Genomic DNA, 24,085 nt, shown 5'->3' on the forward strand with positions numbered 1-24,085 from the left:
TCTGTGACGGGGTGCATTGCCTTCCTAACATCGCCCCGCTCGAGTCGACCCGCCCCCGAACTCAGATCGGCATGGCGGCTGACATCGAGTTTGTTCAAAACAGGAGACATCGATGCGAAAGAACGTTCATGGTTTTCATGGAATGGCCGTCACGGCGCTGACGACCCTTCTGATCGCCGGTTGCGGCGGCGGCGACGGCGGCGGTGGTGCCGGGTTCGTGAACTTGGGAGGTGCCGGCTCGGCCGGGTCCGGAGGCGGGGCCGGAAATCCGCCGCCCACTACCGTCGCGACCGCGCCCTTTCCTGCTGCAGTGGATTGCAGTTCGATGAAAACGTTGTCCATTCCGAACACCACCATCTCCTCGGCCGAACTCATCCCGGCGGGCAGCTACAAGCCACCGGCGTCTTCAGCGACGTTCGACGGCCTTCCCGAGTTCTGCCGTGTCGTGGCAAAGGTCGCTCCGCTGGCCGGATCGAGCATCGGCATCGAGGTCTGGCTTCCGTCGAAGACCTGGAACGGCCGCTACCAGCAGGTCGGCACGCACGGCACGGGCGGCAACATCTACTGGAGCGAAATGGCGCCGCAGTTGCGCAGGGGATTCGCGACAGGCGCAACGGACACGGGCCACGAGGTGCCGTTGACCCTTGAGAACCGCGGATCCATCTGGGCCATCGGCTATCCGGAGCGGATCAACGATTATGGTTATCGGGCAGTGCATGAGCTGGTCGACAAGGCCAAGGCGACCATCAAGGCGTACTACGGGCGGCAGCAGGACTATGCGTACTTCAACGGCTGCTCCAAGGGCGGGCAGGACGGTCTGAAGTCCGCCCAGGTGTACCCGAGCGATTTCAACGGAATCATCGCCGGCGGCGTCGCGGGGGCCGCCACGCAGGCTGCAACGGCGCAGCTGGTGCAGGACATCAACCTGCGCGCGGCTGGCATCCAGGGCGCCGAAGGCACCCGAATCTTGCGGCTGGCACAGAAGAGCGCGATCGAAGCCTGCGACGAGATCGACGGGGTGAAGGACGGATTCCTGTCGAATCCGACGCGTTGCCACTGGAACCCGGCCAAGCTCGTCTGCACGGCGGGCCAGGATCCGGCGACATGCATTACGCAGCCGCAGGCCGATGCCCTGTCGAGGCAATACGAACCCATCGTCAATCCGGTGACGCAGGAAAAGATCTTCTTCGGTCTCACGCGCGGATCGGAGCACGATTGGATCCGCTTTGGTCATCAGAATGCGCTGTCGTCATACGCGCTGTCGCTCTATCAAATTGCGATGGGTGATCCGAGCTGGAATGGATCGACCTTCGATCTGCATCGCGATTTTCCGCTCCTCCAGTCCAAGCTGGCTGTAGCCGTCGATGCCGTGGATCCGAACCTCGGCCCGTTCATGAAGGCGGGCGGCAAGCTGATTCAGTGGCACACCTGGGACGACAGCGCGTTCATGCCGCAGTGGGCGACCGACTACTACGACCAGGTCAGCGCGCGAATGGGCGGCACGGAAGCGACGAGCGACTTCTATCGGCTGTTCATGATGCCCGCACAAGGCCACTGCGCAGGCGACGGCGTGGGCCCGTCGAACTTCGGACAGGAGAACGCGCTGGCCGTGTCGGACGATGCCGATCACGACGCCGTCACCGCCCTGCAGGCCTGGGTCGAGAAGGGGACCGCGCCGAAGAAGTTCATCGTCTCTCGCTTGAAGAACAACGACGTCAAGCAAGGCATCGAGATGCAGCGCCCCATCTGCGCATACCCGCTCGAGGCCGTTTACAAGGGATCCGGCGACACGAATGCCGCAGAGAACTTCACGTGCAGCACCCCTTTGCTCTCGGGCCTCTGACCAGTCTGTGATCGTCGACGCAGGAAGATTGGCGGCACGACAACGACATCCTCGCGGGCGTTGTTGTCGCGCCTTTCATCCGTTGCCGGACGCGACTCGCGGGTTTGCACTGGCACACGCGCGATGGCGATTCGGAACAATCCGACCCTCGCTTTGGGATCGTGACTAGCAATGATGAAGATGAACACGGTGCGCGACTTTCTCGCAGTCGCCGAACGCGGCAGCGTGCGTGCGGCTTCGCGCCAGTTGGGGGTGGCGCAACCCGCAATGACACGCAGCATCCATGAGTTGGAAAAGGAACTGGGCACCGAGCTCTTCGAGCGCAGTGCGCGCGGCGTGACGCTCACGGCGATGGGCGAGGTGTTCCGACGCCGCGCACAGGCCCTGCGCAGCGAGATGCGCAGGGCCCAGGACGAGATCGACCAACTGAAAGGAAGGCGCAACGGGCATCTGCGCATCTGCATGTCCAGCGCAGCGCACATGGCGCTGTTCCCTGGCGCGCTGCGGCCATTCCGGCAGCGCTTTCCCGACGTGGACCTGGAAGTGATCGATGCCGTGCTGCCGCGCGTCGAACGCGAGTTGATCGACGGCACCATCGATTTCTATGTCGGGCCGTCGTCGGATGAGCCGACCGGGGAACTGATCGTGGAGAAGCTGTTCGACAACGAGCGCGTGGTACTGGCCCGCAGAGGCCACCCGCTAGCAGGCGCGCGCTCGCTCGCCGAACTGACCGGGGCCGAATGGATCACCACATCGGTCACCCATCGTGCCGAGGACGAGCTGACGCCGCTCTTCTACAGTCGAGGACTGCCGGCACCACGCATCGTCGTGCAGGCGCATTCGGCATTGACCTTCTTCTTCACGGTGGCCTATTCCGACATGCTGATGATGCTGCCGCTGCAGTGGGAGCACTCGGAGCCTTTTGCGGGCCTGCTCACTCGCATCGATGTGGGCGAAACGTTGCAGGCGCCCCCTATCGCCATCGTGCGGCGCGCAGCGCTTCCGTTGACGCCTGCGGGCGAGTACTTCTGCGACATGATCCGGCGCGCCGCCATCCACCGCCGATCGTTCATGGATCCGGCCTGAGGCGCGATGACGCGCTGGCGAGGCACCCAGGCCCATCGGCCCGCGTCTGGGCGATCAACGGCTGTCGAGTTCGTGGTTGACGACGAAATCCTCGGGCAGCTCAGGGCCCCAGACGTAGAGGGAGTCCTCGCCCGGATGGTCGGCCGCGGGCCATTCGTCGCCGGCCTCGACGAAGTCGATGTCATACGAGTACTCGGCATAGCTGCCCCACGGATCGCGCACGTAGCGAAAGTAGTTCGAGCCGAGCACATGTCGTCCGACGCCCCAGCCCCGCGGGTAGCCGGCCTGCGCCATCTGCTGCGCCCCGATCCCCACGGCGTCGATCGAGGGCACGCACCAGCTGCTGTGGTGCAGGCCCAGCCCGCCGGACTTCGCCAGGGCGATCAGGTGATGGTCGCTGCCGTGCGGGGTATGCATGAAGGCGATCACCGAGCCAGACCTGTCGGAAAGCTTGAGCCCCAGCGTGTCCTCGTAGAAAGCTCTCGCCCGGTCCACGTCGGCGCTGAACAGCAGGATGTGCGAGAGATACAGCGGGCGTGCCGGCTGCGCCTTGCTCCGGCTCGGGGAGCGGCCCGCGTTGGCGCTGGGGGATGGCACCTCGCGCGGCGCCGGCCGCGAGGGTGAGGATTTTTCGGCGACGCGCAACTGGATCGGCAGGCCGTCTGGGCCCGAGATCCACAAGCCCTCATTCTGCGCGCCCTCGGGTGGCAGGATGCGAGCTACGCCTTGTTGCGCGAGGCGTCGCTCGAAGCGCCCGAGGTCACCGGCATGGACGCCCATGGCAAGCCACAGCAGCCGCTTGGCGTCGGCTCGCACGATGCGCGCCCACCGGTGCGCATGCCCGTAGGTGTAGAGCGTCAGCGCACCGCCCTCCTCGCGGACATCGAGGCCGAAGCTGACGTAGAAGTGCCGCGCCTCCTGCAGATCAGGCACGCCGAAGACGAATTCGTCAATCGAGTGCACCGCCAGCAGCGCCTGGCCGTCTCTTGGGTTCGCAATCATGTTCTCTCCTGGGAATCGTAGAACGCGGGCGCCCCGGCAAGTCACACCACGCGCTGGCGCTGTGTGCCGAGCGGACCGGCGCTCAGTGTCATCACGTCGCCGCGCTTCAGGAAGACCGGTGTCGGCTTGACACCCAGGCCTACGCCTTCGGGCGTCCCGGTAATAACGACGTCACCCGGCAGGAGCGTCATGAACTGGCTGAGATAGGAGACGATTTCGGCGACCGGGAAGATCATGTCCGCCGTGCTGCTTTTCTGCCGCACCTCGCCATTGACCGCCAGCTCGAGTGCGATGCCTTGGGGATCGGGCAGTTCGTCGCGCGTCACCAGCCATGGGCCGATCGGCCCGAAGCCGTCGAAACTCTTGCCCTTGCCCCACTGGCCGCCGCGCTTGATCTGCCAGTCGCGCTCGGACACATCGTTCGCCAGGCAGTAGCCGGCCACATGCGAGAGCGCATCGGCAACCGACACCTTCTTGGCCTGCGTGCCGATGACGAAGCCCAACTCGATCTCCCAGTCGCCGGCCACCGAGCCTTCGGGCAGCTCGATGTCGTCGTCCGGCCCGGCCAACGATGTCAGCGCCTTGGTGAAGACGACGGGCTCCTTGGGCAGCTCCAGCCCGGACTCGGCGGCATGCTTGCGGTAGTTCAGGCCGATCGCCACGAACTGCCGCACGCCCGCCACAGGCGTGCCCAGGCGCGCGCCGATCGGCACCAGGGGCATGCGCGTCAGGTCGATCGCCCGCAGCGCCTCCAGCTTTTCGGGCGCCATCCAATCGGGCGTGAAATCGGGCACGAGCAGCGACAGGTCGCGCATGTGGCCTTCAGCGTCCAGGGCGCCCGGTCGTTCGGCCCCCTTGGGGCCATGGCGAAGTAGTTTCATGGTGATTTATTCCTGGTAGTTGAAGAGGGGGAAAGCCGCCGTCAAAAGACGTGTTGGATGCCGAGGTCGTAGCCGGTTGCGCTGCGAGGCGCGTAGCCGCCCAGCGCATTGCCGCTGGACAGGTAGGTGGGCGCGCCGCCCGTCGCGATCGCCAGCGCGGGGCTGTTTTGCCCATTGCGGATCCGGATGCGCGCGACCGTGGCGTAGAGCGACGTGCGCTTGGAGAGGTTGTGCACGTAACCGATCGCGAACTTGCTCAGCGACGCATCCGGATCGGGCGCAAACGGGTTAATCGGCGCCCCGCCAGCGTCGTCCTTGAACTTCACATGCGCATACGAAGCGCGGATGAGCCCGGGTCCCACCGGCACGGTCACGCCGACAAGTGCGCCGGTGTAGGTGTCCTTGGTGGCGCTGGTCAGCGCGCTGAACGCAAAGGGCGCCGACGCAGAGCTCTTGTCCTGCACGCGCGAGAACTGCGTGAAGAGCTTGGCCACGCCGAAATCGTAGGAAGCGCCGAGATTCGCGTTGGCGATCTTTCGCTCGGTGGCGGCGCCGGTCGGCAGCACCGCATCGACGGCGACGCTCTGCGTGTAGGACACTGCCACGTCCAGCGGGCCGTTGGCGTAGCCGAGCCGAAAACCCTGGTTCTGCCCGCGCTTGGACGGGCTGCCCAGCGTGTCGCTGACCTTGGTGTTCTCGTGCAGCGAGAACTGCGCCTGGCCATAGAACCCGCCGAGGTTCGGCGGGAGGAAGTAGCCGATCATGTTGCTGGCGCGCGCGTAGTTGTCCGCAGCGCCCCCCGTGATGTTGGGGTTAAGCGGCCCGCCGCCCGCCAGAGCGGCCACGCGGTTCAGGTTGGCGCTCACCGAGCCGAGCGCCGAACTGCCCACGCCCGAGTTGCTGAAAGGATCGAACAGCGTCTGGACCCAGAAGGTCGGGGTGTAGTCGCGCCCGAGGCGCAACTCGCCGAAGCCGCCCGAGAAACTCACCGTGGAGCGGCGCGTGAAGTTCAGCGGCGTGGCGCCGTCGTCGTTGGACATCGGACCTTCCAGCCAGAAACCCGCGGCCAGGCCGCCGCCAAGGTCTTCCGTGCCTCGAAAGCCCAGGCGGCTTGGCAGCATGCCGCCGCTGGAAAGCACTGTCTGGCTGCGCTCGTTGGCGCCCGCGAACTGCAGCGGATTGGCCTGAGATGCAAGGCCGTATGCCGAGCTCTTCACGCTGTAGTGGCTCACTGCAGTATCGATGATGCCGAAGATGGTCACGGACGACTGGGCCGTCGCCGCGCCCGACACGGCGAGCACCGCAAGGGCGATCGAACACTTTTTCATGGGAGTCTCCTTTGTTGTTGAATCGGTCGGCGAATCGACGCACGCGGGCACTGCGACTCGTTCGTGCAGTCGGCCGTGCAGGTCAGCCGCCGCGCCCGGCAATGCGCCGCCACACGGCAGCGCCCTCGGCGGGCCAGGTATCGCCGCGCCATGCCACATGCTGGTCGGGCCGGATCAGGGCGAGCGGGGCGCCATACAGCGCGGCGAGGCCGCCTTCCGCAGGTCGGATGACTTTCAGCGGCACGCCTGCCTGCGCTGCCTGCAGCGATACCGCCTCGATGTCGTTCTCGCCGGCGCCGGCCAACGCGAGCAGCGTGAAGCCTTGGCCGAAGTGGTCGTACAGCGAGCTGCCGTCGTGCAGCCATGCATGGGGCGCGAGGCTCCCGGGGCGCGCCGTCGGCACGTAGTTCAGAAAGTCCCGCGCGGGAGCAGGCGTGCCGTCCGGAACGATCACCGGCGAGTCCTCATAGCGGTAGCCGAGCACCACGCCCAAGGTGACGAACTCGCGCAGCTTCGCGGCCTGGATGCGCGCGCCGATCTCGCCGCGCAAACGCGCACCGGCTTCGGTGTCGTCCTCGATGCCTTCGGCCGCGAGTTGGTTGCCGAGCGTCGCATGGTTGGCCACGGCCTCCTCGAGCACCTGTTCATGGATCGGCCGGCGTTCCCGCTCATAGCTGTCGAGCAGCGCGGCGCCGCCCCATTGCTGCAGCACGGCGGCGAGCTTCCAGCCCAGATCCACCGAATCCGCGATGCCCATGTTCATGCCGTAGCCGCCGAACGGCGGATGCAGGTGGCACGCATCGCCCACGAGGAACACGCGCCGATCGCGATGCCGGTCGCTCAGCAGGCGGCTGGCCACCCACTCGTCGGTGCTCAGGACCTCGTAGTCGAGGTCGATGCCGGTGGCCTTGGCGATCAACGCCTTGGCATCGAGGTCCCCGGCCGTCGTGCCCTTGGGCACGCCCGTAGGCATGAAGAACCACTTGTCGCCGCTGTCCATCGGGCCGATGAGGCTCGGCGCGTCGCCGTTGACCTGCCAGTACATGATGGCCGGCCCGTGCCGGTGCGCCTCGGCCAAGCCCGGCGCCCGGAACACGATGTTGTAGTTGCGCGAGAGGCCGTATTCGCCCTGCATCTTCGCGCCGATTGCATCGCGCACCATGCTGCGCGCGCCGTCGGCGCCGACGAGATAGTCGGCGCGCACGTCGAGTTCTTCGCCGGTGCGCAGGTCGCGCAGCCGAGCTTCGACGCCTTCGGCATCCTGCGCGACGCCCTTGAGCTCGCAGTTGAATCGCAACTCCACGCCCGGCAGCGACTGCGCATGCTCGCGCATCACGTTCTCCAGGCTGTATTGCGGAATCCACTGCGCATGCTCCGAGTACAGCGGATTGCGGCCCGGCGCGCAGTACATGGCGTTCTCGAAGCGTGCGAGTTCCTGGCCGGCGAGGCGCGTGACGAACACCACGTTCGATGGATAGTCCACGCCCATCGGGGAGACGGCGCGCAGCTTCGATGCGATGCCCCACCGGCGCAGATGCTCCCGGGTGCGCACATTGGTCGTCTTGGCGCGAGCCGCATAGCCGACGCGGTCGTTGCGCTCGATCAGGAGGCAGGGAATGGACCGCTGCCCGAGTTCGATGGCCATTGCCAGACCGGCGGGACCCGCTCCCACGATGATGACCTGGTGTGCGCGGGACACCCCCTGGGATCTGTCTTCCATTTTTCCGACTCCTGCTGCTCATGCTCGAATGGAGCGCGAATGTAGGGAGCGGGCAGGGAGTTCGGAAGATGACAAAAACAGCAGGGCGATGCTGGAATTGAATCGCGGCGGATAGGGCATGCGGTGGGCCCGCAACCTCGGCGCGGTCGATCCGGCTTTGTTATCGCGGCGAAGTTTTTGCCATCTGACGCCATCGCATTGGTGCTTCTACGATGGGGTTCCGGCATTCAATCCAACAAAGAGACATCGGATGACAACATTCAAGCCCTTGGCTTGCGCCGCCGCACTGTGGCTCGGGCTGGCCGCTCTCGCGGGGCAGGCCCAGGCTCAGAGCGCCACGCCCTTCCCCTCCAAGGTCGTCACGCTCGTGGTGCCCTACACCTCCAACAGCGGGAGCGACATCATTGCGCGCATCGTCGGGCCCAAGCTCTCGCAGCGCTGGGGCCAGCCCGTGGTGGTCGACAACAAGCCGGGCGCGAGCGGCAACCTCGGCGCGCAGCAGGTGGCGAACGCGCCGCCCGACGGACACACACTGCTGATGGCGATCAACACGTTCACCATGACGCCAGCGGTCTACCGCAGGGTTCCATTCGATCCGGTGGTCGACTTCGCGCCGGTCGGCAAGCTCGCCGAGGCGAGCTTCGTGTTCGCGGTCAATCCGGGCGTGCCCGCGACGGACATGAAATCGCTGCTGGCCTATGCCAGGAAGAACGCGGGCAAGCTCAACTACGGCACGCCCGGCAACGGCACGCCGCAGCACCTCGCGATGGAGCTGGTGAAGTCCAGCGTCGGGCTGGATGCGACGCACGTGCCCTACAAGGGGATCGCAGGCGCCATCACTGACCTGATCGGTGACCAGGTACAGATGATGTTCGCCACCGTGCACTCGATGCGCCCCTATGCACAGGCGGGCAAGGTGAAGCTGCTCGCGGTAACAGGTTCGGCACGCAACCCCTTCGCGCCCGACGTTCCCACGTTCAAGGAGCAAGGCATCGGCGTGATGGAAGGCGTGGATGCCTGGTATGGCGTGATGGCGCCGGGGCGCACGCCGCCTGCGGTGGTGGCGCAACTGAACCGCGATTTCAACGAAGTGCTGAACTCGCCGGAAGTGGTTGACAGCCTCGCGAAGCAGGGTCTGATTGTTCGCACGGGAACGTCGGCGCAGTTCGCATCGCTCGTCAAGAGCGATCTGACGCGCTGGAAAAAGGTCGTCATCGACGCGAAGATCACTGCCGACTGAACCGGGCCAAGGCGCGGATCGGAAGCTGCGGACTCCGGACGGGGCGAACTCACCCGAGGCGTCATCGCGACGCGGGGCCTTCTCTGTAAGAGGACCGACGTTTGCCACAGCTTCGCTCGAACGGAAGAATAGCGGGGTCGCCAATCAGCGTGACGTGCTGAAGCCCTCTTATGCTCGAACATGCTCTGATCGGGAAGAATGTGCCCGATCAGACGCTGCGCAGTCTCAGAGGACCTTCTGCAACACCCATTCATCGATGCGACGGGCGATGTCCAGGTTATTTTTTTCCAGCATCATCATATGACCGTTGCCATGTATGCCTTCCTCTGCGAGCTGGACGAAATCCACCTTCACCCCGGCCTGCTGCAGGAACTTGACGGTGCAGTGATCGAAGAAAGCGTGATACGACGCTTCTGCCGTTAAGACAAGAACGGGAACTGACGCTAGGTTCACGGCAACTCGCTCGGGTTGCGATTGAATCCGGCATGCGATCTTTCCGGGCCCACTCGAAGGCTCTTCCTCGAAGCCGAACGGTGGAGCCCCCTCCATAGGCGGCTCATACCTCATGGGAATGTGCGTCAGACCCCAATCCAAGCCTTTCCCGAGAAGCCCATGGGCCGCGCCGAACGGCGGTCCGGATGGCTCGATTGCCAAGATTGCCTTCACCAGAGACGGACGTGCATCGGCGACAAGCCAACCGAATGGCCCGCTTTGAGAATGGGTCAAGAGAATCGCCGGACCGATTTTGTCGAGCAATGCTGAGCAGGCCGCCTGCACGCGCGATGCGCTAGCCTCATCCGAAAGAACGCTCTCGACCTGCGACGCATAGAACTGATCGAACACTGGATCGTGTTTCTGGCCCTTGCCCGTCCCCTCGCCCGGCCATTGCGTATGCAACTTGGCCTGCGGCCAAGCACCCGCGATAGCAGAGGCCGTGATCTGATTTTCTGCCTGAGCCACGCTGAGGACGCGAGTTTCGCCGTCCGTGGGATGCCAGGCGGACCGGCCGCGCATAGGCTGGTCTAGCAAGTACACGACGTAACCCTGAGCCACAAAGAAGTCAGCCCAGCCCATTCTTCCATCCGGTGTTTGCAGCCAGCAGGCCGAAGTTTGGCCTGCGCCGTGAATCAGCACCAAGGGGTGTGGGCGGCGAACCTCCCTGGGCACAAGAACTTCGACATAGGCTTGTCCGCTCATCGTTTCGTCGGCCGCGTGCTTCGTGTAAACGCCCCCGACGAAAAAATTTCCGCGAAAGCCAACGGCCGATTGATCGATAACCGGAACCGGAAGGTTGAAATTCACTTTGCTCAAGTTTGGAGTTTCGGATAACACAGTCATGAACAACGGGATAGAAGACTTCCAGCCATCGTCACGCACGACCTTGTTGCTGCATCGTGCGCGGGCCCAGCACCGCGATCAAGACTGAAACGGCGACGAAGCAAAAGGCCAGAAATGTGAAGACTGCGGCGGTCCCACCGGACTGCAGCAAGTAGCCTATGAGAAAACTCGAAAAGACCGTGGCCAATCGTCCCCATGAGTAAACGAAGCCGACGGCCCGGGCTCGAATGCTCGAAGGAAAAAGTTCCGACTGGTAAGTGTGAATGCTGTAGGCGACGAGGAGGTTGCAGACGGTGACACCCAGCCCAAAGGCGACGATGCCAACAGACTCCGTCTGCTGCCCGAGGGCGACACCGAACACCGCCGATGCAAGCGTTCCAAACACCAATTGCCATTTACGTTCGATCCTGTCGGCGAACCACATGAACAGCAGCGGGCAAAGCGGGTAGCAAAGACTGATGTAGAAAGTGAATTGGAAGCTTTTCACGATGCTGTGGCCCTGCGCAGCGAGCAGCGCTGGCAACCAGCTTGCGAGCCCGAAGAATCCGATCGTGATGAAGACGTGAGCGAGCGTGAGCATGCTGATTCGGCCCCGCCATTCACTGTCGAACAATTTCGGCGCGGCGCCGTTGACGGATGCATGCACCTGCGACGGCGCCATTTCCACCGGCGTGTGCATCAGGGGAACCGGAACAACGCCAGACTTCTTCTCGATGAGGCCGATCACTTGTGTGGCCCGCTGCAAAGAGCCGCGCCGGGCAAGCCAGCGAGGCGACTCCGGCAAGAGCGTGCGCGTGAGAAGCACCAAAACGCCGCCAACGGCACCGATCAGGCAAACCCATCGCCAGCCGTCCATGCCCAAGGGCTGGAGTGGAACCAGCATGTAGCTCAAACCGCCTGTGATCGGAACGGCAAGGAACTGGACGAAGGTGGCGAAGGCAAAAGCTCTTCCCCGAAAGCGTGCAGGCACGATTTCGGCCAGGTACGCATCGACAGTGACGATCTCCGCCCCGAGTCCGATGCCGGCGATGAAGCGGCACAGATCGATGCCCCACGATGAGTGCTGCAGCGACATCAATAGTGTCGCCGTCGTATAGATTGCGATGGAGCTTGTAAACGCGCGCTTGCGGCCGATCTGGTCGGCGATTCTCCCAAGCACCATGGCGCCCACGAACATGCCCAGAAACGTTGCTGCTGCGAACGTGGCTTGATCAGGCAGGTCGAGCAATCCATGTTCTCGCGCAAAAATGCCGCTTTGAATGAGGCCGGGCGATATCAAGGAGGTCAGCGACAGTTCGTAGGTCTCGAAGAAGGTGCCCAGCGAGAGCAGCAGCACGAGCGCCCAAAGATGGCGACTCATCGGCAGTTCATCGATTCTCCGCTCGAGTTGGCCTGCCGCGTCGACGTCGCGCGGGATGTCCGAAGAAGAAGTCATGTCTCCTGCGCTATTCCAACACCACGTCCAGCAGCCGGATGTACTGTTGGCCGCCATGCATGTCGCGCTCCATCGCCCCCCCTTGAGGGCTGCGACGCGGATAGGAAATTTTCACGACGCTCAGGTCGTGCACCAGGAAGCGTTTGACCTGGGTGGCGTCGACGTCGTAGAGCGCAGCAATGGCCGCTGGCTGAAGCGCGGCCGCGTTGGCATACCGTTCGAAACTCTCGCTGTCAGGGAACGACAGGTCGAGGGTGATCCAGAACGGGCCTGCGTTCTTGGATCGCACATGGCGGCAGACTTCACTGATCTTAGGCATCTTGCAGCTCCGCGGTGTCGACGTATTCGGTACGCACCAGTTCGAGGGCGTGGTCGACGTGCACCACATGGTTGAGCATGAATTCGTAGACGGCGCCTCTCTCGATCTCGGCGGGCGAGAACGGGAAGGCGTAACTCGGCAACGGCGTATCGCAGTTCAGCGGCATGTGAAAGAACAACGGATTGCATGTTTTGGCGATCTGCGTCGCCAGCGCCTGCGTCGCGGCCGTTGCAATGAAAAGCAGGCCGATTTCCACGGGTACGGCACTCGAGGCTGACAACGGCAGACCGGACACGGCATTTGCACCGTACGGGCGCAGCGAGATGTCAAAGCTGCCGATGCGTTCGCCCATGGTGTCGTTCACGCGCTGGCACAGGTGCCGGTGCATTTGTTTCAGGAAGCGGTCAAGCTCCTTGAGCACAGCGCGGTCCTGGATACCCACCAGCATGATGGTCTGGAACGCGCCGGCGGAGGCGCCTTCGAGCTTCATGGTGTAGGGACGGGGAAGGAAGCGCGAACCTGTGACACGCACCACGCGATCGTCCACCGCCGCATAGCGCGCATCGGTGACTTCGAGGATGCCCCCCGGTTCAATCAGCTGAAACGGGTCACTGTTCTCGTACAGCATGTGGGCCGACACGGTGCGCGGCGTGCAATGGTTGTTGGCGCTGAGCGGTTCGATCTCAAAAGCGTCAGCACCCACACGCATCATCACGCCGCCGTCGCGGGGGTTGGCGGCGCACAGTCCTCCACACTCAGCGATCTTGGCAGCGTGCCATGCCGGACCTACGCCGGCACCACGCATGAGCGGCACGGCCGCCAGCACGGCGGTGTCCGTCGTGCGACCGCCCAGCACGATGTCGGCACCGGCCTCGAGCGCGGCGATGTAGGGCTCCGGCCCCATCAAGGCCACGATGTGTTCGCATTGGCCGAACAGTTCGGGATCTGCATGGACCATCGGCGCGAGTGGGGTGACGCGGCATTCCCTTGCTTTCGCGGCGATCAACTCGGGTGGTTGCTCGGAATACAGCAGCGCGATGCGCGGGTGCAGGTCGTGCTCGCGCGCGATTTCCAAGGCGATTTCGCGTGTCCAGTCGAGGGCAGCATCGCAACCAGAAGTTCCGCATGTGCCGATCAACAGCGGCAGGCCCGAACGGGCCTGCGCCCGCATCAGGATCGCCAGGTCCGTTTTGATCGCCGCCCTCGAATACTTTGCGACGCCAGTGGCCAGGTACGCCGGACCGCTGTCGGTCGAACCGGCATCGCACGCGATGGCATGCGCCCCCATGGCCAAGCCCGCGACCACATCGGATTCCCGCACGCCAGCGCCGAGCGCACCGGTGGGCACCAGCACGTTGACGGTGTCCTGAAGTCGGTCGGTCATGCCGTCACCTCGAAGAGTTGGGCGATCTCGGCGACGTTGCGGCAAGCCTCAAGTTGCTGGAGCGCTTTGAACGACGCATCGATCTGTGAGGGCGGCAATAAGCGACTTGCGCAGTCGGTGTATTTCTCGAGCATCTCATCGATCGACATCGGGTCCGCGCCGCCACGGCCCAGTTGGTGTGGCGCATGAGAATGCAGAGTCTTGCCCGCCTTGGTGACGACCGTGAGGTCTGCGGCCATCTCGTTGACTTCCTCGTGAGCGGCCGCCTCGATCGTCGGCGGATATGCCGCCACGGAGGTCTTTGCCAGCAACTCGCGCACGGCGGGCTCGAGGAAGGCCTCCCCCTCGAAATGACGCAACCGCGGAGCACCGTCAATCAACGCGCGCGCCGTTGCGTACTGGATACTGAACTTTGCGCCCAGTGCCGATTGCGGGTTGGGGTTGTTCGTGTGCGGGAGGCGGCGCCGATTGGTCATGATTTCGATCGATTCGACATCGTCCGGCTTCAACCCCTGGCTCCTCAGCGCCAGCATGCCGCGCACGGCCGGGTGGGTGCTGCCGCAGCATGGAAACTGCTTGACGCCGACCGAATCTTGCTCGACCTCCAGGCCTTCGCCCACGCCGATCAGCAAATGATCGATGTGTACGTTGGCGAGTCCGTCGTAGGCCTGAAAGTAGCCTTGCTTGTGCTCGAGGACCCCCGGATTGGCGGTGAAGCCGCCGGCGGCGAGTTGCGCAGCCATCAAGCCATTGCGCACACACTGGCCGACATGCAGCGGCTTCGTCATGGTGCCGAAATTGGCCTTCACTCCGGAGCCGAGCGAGGCAGCGATCGCCAAAGCGGTGGTGGTGCCCCGTACGTCGAGCTTGAGCAGGCGTGCGGCCGCAGCAGCAGCGCCGAATACACCGATCGTTGACGTCGGATGCCAGCCGCGCTCGTAGTGATCGGGGTTGACGACGTGGCCGATGCGGCATTCGGCCTCGAAGCCGACGACGTAGGCTTCCAGCACTTCAGCGCCTGTCGAGCCGAGGGATTCACCGAGCGCGAAGATGACCGGCACCAGCGTCACCGACGGGTGCCCCCCCATGGCATGCGCCATGTCGTCATAGTCGGCGGCATGCGAGGCAGTGCCGTTGACGAACGCGGCTTCCAGGACGCCCGCGCGGCGCCTGCCACCGAACACCAGAGCCTTGCCCTGCGTCACGTCAGCGGCCAACGCCTTCTGCAAGACGGACACGACCGGTTCCGTCGCACCGAGCAGCGTCACGCCGATGGTGTCGATGATGCAACTGATGGCGACCTGCTTCGCCTTGGCTGAGATGTTGTTGATCTGGATCGCGGCCAGATGCTCGGCAAGTTTTTGCGCGACCGTGGCTTGGAGCGCCTGCTGATCGGCTGCCGCGCCAGGCGCACTTGCGCGGGGTTCAAGCGTGCGTTCCATGCTCAGTCCTGCGCCTTCGCGGTTGTGAAACTGTGCGTGCCTGTGCGCGAGGGGAAACCGCCGCGTACAGCGCCCGCGCGCTGGTCACGGTAGATCGCCGACATCAATGGACTCAGCGCACGCGTATTCGGCATCGACAACCACATGCGAAGGAGATGACGCTTGCGGTCTTCCTCTTCATAGTCCTCGAACTCGGTCCGCGAGTGGTAGGTGACGTGGTTGTTCAGCAGTTGGATGTCGCCCGGCTCGAACATCATCCCGAGATGGAAGCGCTCGTCATTGGCAAGCTTGTTGAGAAGCGTCACCGCCTCGATCTGCTTGTCGGTGAGTCGCGGCAGTTCGGGATAATTTTCTTGCGCTGCAGTGATGTGCGTCCAGATATGGCGGCACGCGAACTTGCGCTCGTGCTCCGTGTAGATCGGCTGCTGGTAGTACGGCGATTCGCCGGGCGCTTCCTGGCCCTTCCAGCTCCAGTAGAACGGCTTGTAGAGCTCGGCCAGCAGGTCTGGCCGTGTGGCTGCGATTTCGTTGCGAATGGCGATCGAGCTGCAGATCATCGATCGGCCGCCACTCTTGGCGGTGCGCATCACGATGAGGGCGACGACGTCGGCGGTGTCGGTGTGAAAACCCAGTTTCTGGTTGGACATGTAGCCGCGGCCGGTCGCGCTGTTGACGTCCTGGCCGAAGTTGCGCACGTCGCCGAGAAGGTCACCCTTGCTGCTTTGCGAGACAGCGGTACCGAGGTACAGACCCATGCCCCAGTACATCAGGCGAAGGTCATCGCGAGAATATCTTTCCGCTGGCAGGCCGCGCAGGACGACGATGCCCCGCCCATTTTCCAACCGGTCCTGGATCTCGGGCACCAGCTTGTCGAACACGCTGAGCGGAAAGTTCTGTTTGGTGAGCTTGTCGATGGTGATGCCCGCTGCTTTCGCCGCCTGCAGGGCTTGGTCGAGATCCGCGATTTGCGCGGGCGTGAGCTGCATGATCCATTCGCGCGTATCCGCCATGTCGGCAGCAAGCCAGTTGGCTTTGCCGTGGTAGGGGTCCAATGCGATCTGCGGTGCGGCTTCGAGAGTAGGGGCTGTCATGGTGTCTCCTGTAAGCGTTGAACAAAAAAACTGTGGCGCAGGGCCAAGCCGACACCGTGCCCGCCGGGCACAGCGTCGTATGAAAAAGATGGAGCGCTGCTGCTTACTGACCGCCGAGGCGCGCCAGGATCATGAGCCGCACCTGGTCGACGTGGTCCTGCATCGCTTTCTGCGCGCGCTGACCATCGCCAGCGATCAGGGCCTCGATGATTTCAAGATGCTCAGCGCAGACGCTCTTGCGGCGCGAGGGCAGGCGACCGAACTTGAACATCGATGTCCGGGTCTTGAGATCGTCGATCATCTGCTGCAGCACCGGATTGCCAGACGCTTGCGCGATCAACGCGTGCAGATCCCGATCACTGGCGGCGAACTCGGGTGTCACGGCGTCTTCCGGCAACTTCAACGCCTCGCCAATCCGGCCCTTGAGAACCTCAAGTTCCGCGATGGATACGCGGCCGGCAGCCAAGCGTGCGGCCTCGCCTTCGAGCAACCGCCGAACATTGAGCACATGCATGTACTCCTCAACTGGCATTGCACGCACAACCAAAGCCCCGTTGCGCTGCCGCTCAAGGAATCTCTCGCCCTCCAGGCGCCGGACCGCTTCGCGCAGCGGGGTCCTGGAGATGCCCAACTGGAGGGCGATCTGTCGCTCCGTCACGACTTCGTTGGGGGCGAGCTCTCCTCTTAGGAGCATGCCCATCATCGCTTTGTGTGCCAATTCGGAAAGTGCCAGCGCCGGTTCAGCGGCGCTCAGGTCTTCCGACTCAACTGGTGTTTTCGCGTTCATGGGAGTAAGTGTAGGTGGTAATTCCTATCGTGTCCAGATGGTATACCACTTGCGCAACGAAGGTATATCTTTGATACTTGGGTTCTGCCTGCCGTCGAGAACGGGTGGGCGATATCTATTAACCGGAGACATACCTTGATCAAAATTCGGCGCAGCCTGACTGCTTTCGCGGGCGCTCTTCTTGTTTCGTCACTTGTGGCCGCCCAGGGCACATATCCCACCAAGCCGCTTCACTTCGTTGTGCCTTTCGCACCCGGTGGCGAGTCGGACATCGTTGCCCGCCAAGTGGCGAACAAACTTGCGGTGCTTCGCGGCTATACCGTCATCGTGGACAACTTTCCTGGGGCGGGGGGTAACTTAGGTGCGGAGAAAGCGATGAAGGAGCCTGCAGACGGCTACACCTTTCTTGTGATCTCAGGCGCATACGCCGCCAATGCCGCAGTCAACAAATCCGCTTTCGACCCGATCGCCGCGATCCAACCGGTGATCCAGTTCAGCACACAGCCCAGTGTTCTGATCGCCAATCTCAAATACAAAACCGTTGGGGAACTTGTCGACAAAGCGCGCAAGTCGCCGGGCCACCTCAACTTCGGCACCGCGGGCATAGGAAGCCTGGGCCATCTTTCCAATGAGAACTTTGCGTTGGTCACAGGCGTATCGATGAATCACATCCCCTACAAAGGCACCAGCAACGCAGTCACTGACCTTGCTGGCGGCCAGATCGACATGATGTTTGCGGGCGTGACCGGCGCGAGGGCGCTGGCAAAGGGCGGCAAGATTCGCATGCTCGCGGTGACCTCCCCCAAGCGTCTTCAAGTCCTTCCTGATGTACCAACGCTCGTCGAGAGCGGCATTGCTTATGAATCGTCGCTCTGGCACGGGTTGGTGGCATCAAAAGACGTGCCGCCGTCGATCATCGAAAAAATCAACGCCGACTTGAATGCTGCGCTTCGTGATCCCGACCTCGTGTCCAAGTTCAATGCAGAACTCCTCTCCCCTGTGGGCGGAACGCCGGACAGATTCAAGGAAGTGATCACGACTGAGCTGGATCGACTCCAGCGCATCGTCAAAGCTGCCAACGTGAAGCCGCAGTAATCGACCTTGCTGCATCCATTGCCATCGCCCCTACAACGCCGGTGGACGAGATGGACCGGCGCGCCCCCGGTGGGCCATTCGCAGTCCGCAGTCCGCAGTCCGCAGTCCGCAGTCCGCACTATCAATCTAGAAGGTACCGAGACATGGTCGATTCGAAATCGTCAGCACATACGCGTGGCCACGAACGTTTGGTGGACGGCGCGCGGATAAAAGCACTGCTTCGCATGGCACTCGTGTGGGCGTGCCCTGTCGCGGTCTTGGCCCTTGCTGGATGCACCACGCCGAAGATCGAAAATCCGCCCGAATTTGCAACAGTTGCCAAGCAGGGCGTGCTCTTTGTGGGCGGTAAATACAAGAGCGATCCCGCTCAGGGAATGACGGATCAAGCTTACGTTTTCTACCAGATCCCCAAGGGCTACGCTCCAGGACGCGACGGCAAGTGGCCCATCATCATGGTCCATGGCAGTGAGCAAACGGGCGCAAATTTTCTTGGCACTCCGGATGGCCGGCCTGGCTGGGTTTGGTACTTCGTAAGCCAAGGGTGGCCTGTCTATGTGATCGATCAACCCGGACACGGAAAATCCGGGTATTTTCCTGAGACCTATGGAGTTCAAGCCGCCTCCCCCCAACCCGCAAGGGTTCAGGGACTCTTTGCAGGCCCCGAACTGACCCAACCTACTGCATGGCCAGAAGCGCCCCTGCATACGCAATGGCCAGGCGGGGCGGGCAGCGGCAAACGAGGCAATGAAGCATTCGATCAATTCATGGCTTCGCAGGTCGCAAATGTTCCTGAGCATAAAAGAGCACTTGCCTTGACAAGACGTGCACTGGGCGAGTTGCTTGGGCGAATCGGGCCATCCATTTTGGTGACTCATTCCATGGCCGGCCCTTTGAGTTGGATGGTTCCGCAAGACAATCCGGGGAAGATCAAGGCGGTCATTGCCATCGAGCCAACCGGTAACTCAAGTTTGCGGGGCGACGCTGCGCCAGGAAGTCCCTGCGGACTGACGGACGAATGCCTTCGATTTTCGCCAGCTATCGAAAGCCCAGCGGATCTCGGGCTTGTCAAGACGCCATCACCAATCGCAGGGCTGCAGAGTTGCTGGTTGCAAACGCCGCCCGCTCGCACACTTGCGGACCTTGCCGGCTTGCCCATCTTGATCGCAACGAGCGAAGCTTCGTATCACGCACAGTACGATCACTGCACCTCGCTTTTCCTGAGTCAGGCTGGAGTGACGAACACTTGGATCAATTTGGCTTCAGTAGGAATCAGAGGTAACGGGCACATGCAGATGCTCGAACTGAACAATCTGGAAATCGCGAATTTCTACAAGAATTGGATACTTCGGCATGTGCGATGAGGCTCGCATTTTTAGCGCCCCTGCACCGAACACAACCGTCGGCCGGACCGTCTCAGCGCTGAGCGTAATTCGCCGCGGCCCGGCGAAACATGTCGGCGAGATATTCGGCGGCCGGCGTCAGTGGCAAGGCCGCGCGACGAATGAGGACGATGCCCGGCGCTGGCATTGGCTCTTTGACTTCGATCACCTGGAGGGCATCACGCGTCAGTGGAAATTCGCTGTACTGGCGCAGTGTGACCGCGAGCGCATCCGATGACATCAAGGTTGTCATCAAGCTAAGCATCGAATCGGCCTGGATGGTCGTGCGTGGCGGCGGCAGGTTGTGCCGGGCGAACAACTGCGTGAACTCGCTCTCTGCCTTGGCCGTGATTCCTGTGGTCGCCCACATCTCGTCCGTCAGTTCGGCCAGCGAGCGCGCCTTGGCACGCGGATGGCCACGCCGCGCAAACACTGCGCGGGTGTTGTCGAATAGCTTTTCGACCGCAAACTCTCGCCCTGGCGCGCGCTCGGGCGCCGGACCTATGTAGAAGTCCATGCTGCCGTCGCGCAGCCGCGGTTCCGCCGCGGGAAACGATCCTTCGACGATGCGCAGGCGCGTGTGCGCATAGCGCTTCTGAAACAGTGGCAGAGCGGTCGGCAGCAGGGTCATATGGGCAACGATCGACAGACAGACCTCAACACCCCCCTGGTCACCCCCGAGGAATTGACTCACCTCCTCCTGTGCTCGGCGTGCCTCGCTGCCGATCACCCTGGCGCGCCGGATGAAAACCTCCCCGACCGGCGTCAGCGCCATGCCGCGCGCGCGCCGTTCGAACAAGGTCGCGCCGAGTTCGCGTTCGAGCTCACCGATGCTGCGCGTGAGTGAAGGTTGCGACATGCCCAGATGTCGCGCCGCAGCCCGCAGGCTCCCCTGTTCCGCGACCGCGGTCACCGCCAGCAATTGGTTGAATTTCATGGTGATAGCTGAACCGGATCGATGGATCAACTTTGCCATCTTATGGGAATAGGCACGCCCTCCTAGACTTCGCCGCACCAGGACCGCCTCGACGCGTTGACTGCGACCGAGACGAGCCGACAACGATGCCGGAGACAAAAAATGAAACGCCGCAACCTGCTAGCTGCCACGCTTACCATCGCCGCGCTGGGGACCGCCCTGGATGTGCACGCGACCGATTACCCCAGCAAGCCCATCACGATCATCGCGCCGTCCGGTCCGGGCGGCGGATACGACCTCACAGGCCGCGTGCTGGCGGATGTGCTGAGCAAGCAGATGGGGGCGTCGTTTATCGTCGAGAACCGCGCAGGGTCCGGAACACTGATCGGAACGCAGACAGCAGCTGCGGCGGCCCCGGACGGCTACACACTGATGGTCGGCGGCTTGAGCAATCTCGTGTTCAATGCTGCGCTCTACAAGAAGCTTCCTTACGACCCCAAGACGTTCGTTCCAATCGGGCTGGCTGCACGCTATCCGTACCTGATGGTGGCACGCGGCGATCTGCCTCAGAACAATCTCAAGGAACTCGTTGCCGAACTTCGCGCCAACCCGGACCGGCTGACCATCGCCACCTCCGGGCCGGGCAGCGGGCAGGAAGTCATGGCGACGCTGTTCGCCAGGTCGACCGGCACGAAGATCGCTCAGATCCCCTACAAGGCGGCCGCACCCGCCTACCAAGATCTTCTCGCCGGCCGCGTAGACCTCTTTCTGGACACCCTCACCACGGCCAAGCCACACGTCGACTCCAAGCGCCTGAAGGCCATCTTCATCACCAGCGAGAAGCGCAGCCCGCACCTGCCCGCAGTCCCCACAGCCGCCGAACTCGGACTTCCACAATTGCAGATGGGCACCTGGTTCGGCCTTTTCGCGCCACGCGGTGTGCCGCTCCAAGTGCTCGAACAACTGCAAACCGCCTTGCGAGCGGCCGTCCAGAGCGGAGAACTCGCTCGCCGACTGGAGCCGCTGGGCATCGAGGTCATGAACGTCGATCAAGCCGCTACAGAAGCTTTCATCAACGCCGAATACGCCCGCTGGACCAAAACTATCAAGCAGTCCGGTACGACCCTCGACTAAACGCTGCATTAGCTGACGTTCACCATATGGACAAACTCGAACTGACACTCCCGGAGCGCGATGCGATCCGCTTGCTGATTGCTCGCGCGGAGATTGCGCGCGTATCGCAAGACTGGGGCCTTGCGCGCGACGCGTGCCGCTGGAACGAACTGCAGGCCCTCTTCACGCCCGATGCAGTCATGCACACGACCTGGTTCGTGGGCAGCGCTTCCGAATTCATCGAACGCTCACGCGAGGCGGCCAAAGCGGGCGCACGCGTGCAGCATTTCATCGGCACCTCATCGATCGAACTCCAGGGCGAGCGCGCGATTGCGGAGACCCGGATGATCCTCACGGTGCGGGGCAAGCTCGGCAGCGTCGAAGTGGATGTCACCTGCCAGGGCCGCTTCTACGACTTCCTGAGGAACGCAGACGGCTGGCGCATCCAGCGGCGCGTGCCGATCTACGAGCGCGACCGGATGGATCCGGTGGTACCGGGCACGCCTCTCGAGTTGGAAGCCGAGCGGCTCGCCGCCTATCCCGAAGGTTATCGCCACCTGGCCTACCTGCAAACGGACGGCGGCGCGCGAATCGCCAAGGACCTGCCGACGCCCAACAGCGATGCACTCACGCGTCTTTGCGAGGAAGGCAGCGCCTGGCTCCGCCGCGAAGACCACGCGACTCAATAGCAGAGCACGCAGAACCGGCCAGGCCGGACCACCTCGCTTTCGTCATTTCGGACATGCCACCGCCGGTGGCACGTTAGCCCCTGCGCCATCAAGAAGCGCACATGTACCTGGAGACATCAACCATGAAACAAAAGCTCATCGGCTTCGCCCTCATGCTCGTCGGAGGCGCCGCAACCGCGCAATCGTCCGTCACCCTGTTCGGGGTGGTCGACGCCGCGATCAGCGGCTTCATCAACAAGTCCACCGACCGGGCGGGCCGCACGGTCACGGTCAGCCGTCACGATCTGCGTAACTCCGGCTACAACACCAGCAGGCTGGGCTTCCGCGGCACGGAGGATCTCGGCGGCGGATGGTCCGCCGGGTTCTGGCTGGAGGCGCCGATTACGAACGACGATGGGGCAACCGGTATTGCGAACTTTTCCCGGCGCTCCACGGTGAGCCTGTCGGGTGACTTTGGTGAAGTGCGCCTCGGACGGGACCATACGCCGACCTACTGGAACAACAGCGTATTCGATCCTATGGGTCAGGTCGGCGTGGGTGCCAACTTGCTCAACTCCGTCGGCTCGATCTCCCCTGGCCGCGACTTCAAGGCCAGCACCAACTATCCCCGGGCCAGCAACTCGATCGGCTATTTTCTTCCGCCTACGCTGGGCGGCTGGTACGGACAGCTCATGTACAGCTTTCACGAGAACACCAAGTATGACCCGGGCAGTGCAACCCCGCCCGGCTTGAACGCCGCGGGTGCGCCAAACACGGGCGCGGTTGCAACGGCCAGGGCGGGCCGCTACGTCGGGGGCCGCTTCGGTTATGCGAGCGGACCACTGGACGTCGCCGCGGCCTATGCCCAGGACACCACAGGGGACAGCTATTACGCTGGCACCACAGACGTCACGAAAACGGCAAACGTGGGCGCGAGCTACGACTTCGGCGTGTTGAAGCTGTTCGGGGAACTGGCGCGCGAAAGGCGCGTGCGCGACTACGCGGTCACAAGCGGCGCCTCGCCTGGCATAGACCTCGATGGCTACCTCGTGGGCTTCACGGTGCCCGTCGGCCCTGGCTTGATCCGCGCTGCGTACTCGCAGGTTCGCTACGACTTGCACACGCCGGCATTGCCCAACCCCAAGGCAAGCAAGGTGGCGCTCGGCTATGTGCATAACCTTTCCAAACGCACCGCGCTGTATGCTACGGTCGCCCGCATCAGCAACAAGAACGGCGCCGCACTGACCATCAACGGCGGCCCAGCGTTCGTCACTAACGCTGGGTACACCCCGGGCGTCGCGACTGGCTACGACCTGGGCATCCGCCATTCCTTTTGAAGCAGCCCCGATGAAACCTCGCCTTCATACGCTGATCTGCACCACCCGGCCGGGCCGCCTCGGACCGGCGATCGCCGAGTGGGCTCATGAGTTCGCGCAGGCGCATGGGCGCTTCGATTCGACGCTCGTGGACCTTGCCGAGTTCTCGCTGCCAGTGTTCGACGAACCGGAACACCCCCGGCTTCAGCAATACATCCATGCGCATACGAAAGCGTGGAGCGCATCGGTGGCCGCGGCAGACGCGTTCCTGTTTGTCATGCCTGAATACAACCACGGCCCTCCTGGCGCCCTGATCAACGCGATGAACTACCTCGTGCGTGAATGGCAGTACAAGCCGGTCGGCTTCGTCAGCTATGGCGGCGTGTCCGGGGGTCTTCGCGGCGTCCAGGCGACCAAGCAATTGATGAGCACGCTCAAGCTGGTGCCTATTCCAGAAGCGATCGTGGTGCCTAATTTCACGCAGCACGTCGAGGCCGATGGCAGGTTCGTCCCGAACGAGCTACACACCGCTTCCGGCATGGCAATGCTCGAGGAGTTGCACCGGTGGACCCGCGCCCTCGCCGCACTGAGGGTGGAGGCACGTCCTGAAGAATTGGGTTGATTAAAGGAAGTCAGGCAGAGGCCGCGCACGATGCTGTAAGCAGCGGCAAAAATTGCGAATGGAGCCAGATCTACTGCCAC

At 63.1% G+C, this 24,085-nt stretch carries 21 protein-coding genes; 9 read left to right on the forward strand and 12 right to left on the reverse strand.

All coding sequences use genetic code 11. From position 1 onward, the window contains the following. Positions 1-112 precede the first annotated feature (112 nt). Together GNX71_RS28390 and GNX71_RS28395 are read left to right on the forward strand one after the other, a co-directional pair. Entirely contained in the window at positions 113-1,843 is a 1,731-nt protein-coding gene (locus GNX71_RS28390; protein WP_206175506.1) for a tannase/feruloyl esterase family alpha/beta hydrolase, read from the forward strand. Between the two features lie 180 nt (positions 1,844-2,023). Next, positions 2,024-2,929, forward strand: coding sequence for a LysR substrate-binding domain-containing protein (locus tag GNX71_RS28395; RefSeq protein WP_241027078.1), 906 nt, complete (start codon positions 2,024-2,026; stop codon positions 2,927-2,929). Positions 2,930-2,983: 54 nt separating this feature from the next. On the opposite strand, the gene GNX71_RS28400 is transcribed toward GNX71_RS28395, so the two are convergent. The 4 genes from GNX71_RS28400 to GNX71_RS28415 all read right to left on the reverse strand — a co-directional run bounded on the left by GNX71_RS28400 (position 2,984) and on the right by GNX71_RS28415 (position 7,860). Further along, a complete protein-coding gene (locus GNX71_RS28400) occupies positions 2,984-3,931 on the reverse strand; it encodes a VOC family protein (protein WP_206175507.1) in 948 nt (315 codons plus the stop codon). 41 nt (positions 3,932-3,972) lie between these two features. Then, positions 3,973-4,812, reverse strand: coding sequence for a fumarylacetoacetate hydrolase family protein (locus GNX71_RS28405; RefSeq protein ID WP_206175508.1), 840 nt, complete (start codon positions 4,810-4,812; stop codon positions 3,973-3,975). A gap of 41 nt (positions 4,813-4,853) precedes the next feature. Then, positions 4,854-6,140 (reverse strand): porin, encoded by a 1,287-nt coding sequence (locus GNX71_RS28410; RefSeq protein ID WP_206175509.1) that lies wholly within the window; start codon positions 6,138-6,140, stop codon positions 4,854-4,856. A gap of 82 nt (positions 6,141-6,222) precedes the next feature. Next, positions 6,223-7,860, reverse strand: coding sequence for an FAD-dependent monooxygenase (locus tag GNX71_RS28415; protein ID WP_206175510.1), 1,638 nt, complete (start codon positions 7,858-7,860; stop codon positions 6,223-6,225). 250 nt (positions 7,861-8,110) lie between these two features. Between GNX71_RS28415 and GNX71_RS28420 the strand changes: the two genes are divergently transcribed. Next, positions 8,111-9,100 (forward strand): tripartite tricarboxylate transporter substrate binding protein, encoded by a 990-nt coding sequence (locus tag GNX71_RS28420; RefSeq protein ID WP_206175511.1) that lies wholly within the window; start codon positions 8,111-8,113, stop codon positions 9,098-9,100. 225 nt (positions 9,101-9,325) lie between these two features. Here the strand turns inward: GNX71_RS28420 and GNX71_RS28425 are convergent, their stop codons facing one another. From GNX71_RS28425 to GNX71_RS28455, 7 genes are all read right to left on the reverse strand, one after another. After that, a complete protein-coding gene (locus GNX71_RS28425) occupies positions 9,326-10,402 on the reverse strand; it encodes an alpha/beta hydrolase (RefSeq protein WP_241027355.1) in 1,077 nt (358 codons plus the stop codon). A 67-nt stretch (positions 10,403-10,469) separates the two neighbouring features. Then, entirely contained in the window at positions 10,470-11,873 is a 1,404-nt protein-coding gene (locus tag GNX71_RS28430) for an MFS transporter (RefSeq protein WP_206175512.1), read from the reverse strand. Positions 11,874-11,883: 10 nt separating this feature from the next. Next, a complete protein-coding gene (locus GNX71_RS28435) occupies positions 11,884-12,192 on the reverse strand; it encodes a DUF4387 domain-containing protein (RefSeq protein WP_206175513.1) in 309 nt (102 codons plus the stop codon). Then, on the reverse strand, positions 12,185-13,576 hold the full coding sequence (locus GNX71_RS28440) for an acyclic terpene utilization AtuA family protein (protein ID WP_206175514.1): 1,392 nt from the start codon (positions 13,574-13,576) through the stop codon (positions 12,185-12,187). Before GNX71_RS28440 ends, GNX71_RS28435 begins: the two co-directional genes overlap by 8 nt. After that, positions 13,573-15,018, reverse strand: a complete 1,446-nt coding sequence (locus GNX71_RS28445) for an MmgE/PrpD family protein (protein ID WP_206175515.1) — start codon at positions 15,016-15,018, stop codon at positions 13,573-13,575. The genes GNX71_RS28440 and GNX71_RS28445 overlap by 4 nt, the downstream gene beginning before the upstream one ends. 2 nt (positions 15,019-15,020) lie before the next feature. After that, a complete protein-coding gene (locus GNX71_RS28450) occupies positions 15,021-16,070 on the reverse strand; it encodes a TauD/TfdA family dioxygenase (RefSeq protein WP_206175516.1) in 1,050 nt (349 codons plus the stop codon). A 142-nt stretch (positions 16,071-16,212) separates the two neighbouring features. Next, the gene (locus GNX71_RS28455; RefSeq protein ID WP_206175517.1) at positions 16,213-16,896 is read right to left on the reverse strand and encodes a GntR family transcriptional regulator; all 684 of its coding nucleotides are present in this window, start codon (positions 16,894-16,896) and stop codon (positions 16,213-16,215) included. Positions 16,897-17,031: 135 nt separating this feature from the next. On the opposite strand from GNX71_RS28455, the gene GNX71_RS28460 reads away from it, so the two are divergent. Both GNX71_RS28460 and GNX71_RS28465 read left to right on the forward strand, forming a co-directional pair. After that, positions 17,032-17,991: a tripartite tricarboxylate transporter substrate-binding protein gene (locus GNX71_RS28460; protein WP_206175518.1), complete on the forward strand. Its 960-nt coding sequence runs from the start codon at positions 17,032-17,034 to the stop codon at positions 17,989-17,991. Positions 17,992-18,134: 143 nt separating this feature from the next. Beyond that, positions 18,135-19,352 (forward strand): alpha/beta hydrolase, encoded by a 1,218-nt coding sequence (locus GNX71_RS28465; RefSeq protein WP_206175519.1) that lies wholly within the window; start codon positions 18,135-18,137, stop codon positions 19,350-19,352. A gap of 52 nt (positions 19,353-19,404) precedes the next feature. Here GNX71_RS28465 and GNX71_RS28470 read toward each other — a convergent pair whose 3' ends face one another. Continuing rightward, entirely contained in the window at positions 19,405-20,307 is a 903-nt protein-coding gene (locus GNX71_RS28470) for a LysR substrate-binding domain-containing protein (protein ID WP_206175520.1), read from the reverse strand. 141 nt (positions 20,308-20,448) lie between these two features. Here GNX71_RS28470 and GNX71_RS28475 point away from each other — a divergent pair, with 141 nt between their 5' ends. The 4 genes from GNX71_RS28475 to GNX71_RS28490 all read left to right on the forward strand — a co-directional run bounded on the left by GNX71_RS28475 (position 20,449) and on the right by GNX71_RS28490 (position 24,005). After that, positions 20,449-21,420: a tripartite tricarboxylate transporter substrate binding protein gene (locus tag GNX71_RS28475; protein WP_206175521.1), complete on the forward strand. Its 972-nt coding sequence runs from the start codon at positions 20,449-20,451 to the stop codon at positions 21,418-21,420. 26 nt (positions 21,421-21,446) lie between these two features. Continuing rightward, entirely contained in the window at positions 21,447-22,088 is a 642-nt protein-coding gene (locus GNX71_RS28480; protein WP_206175522.1) for a nuclear transport factor 2 family protein, read from the forward strand. A gap of 122 nt (positions 22,089-22,210) precedes the next feature. Continuing rightward, the gene (locus tag GNX71_RS28485) at positions 22,211-23,404 is read left to right on the forward strand and encodes a porin (protein ID WP_206175523.1); all 1,194 of its coding nucleotides are present in this window, start codon (positions 22,211-22,213) and stop codon (positions 23,402-23,404) included. A gap of 10 nt (positions 23,405-23,414) precedes the next feature. Next, complete coding sequence (locus tag GNX71_RS28490) at positions 23,415-24,005, forward strand: NAD(P)H-dependent oxidoreductase (RefSeq protein ID WP_206175524.1); 591 nt, start codon at positions 23,415-23,417, stop codon at positions 24,003-24,005. Positions 24,006-24,085: the final 80 nt, after the last annotated feature.

This window comes from Variovorax sp. RKNM96 (assembly GCF_017161115.1).
In the GTDB taxonomy this organism is placed as follows: Bacteria; Pseudomonadota; Gammaproteobacteria; order Burkholderiales; family Burkholderiaceae_C; genus Variovorax.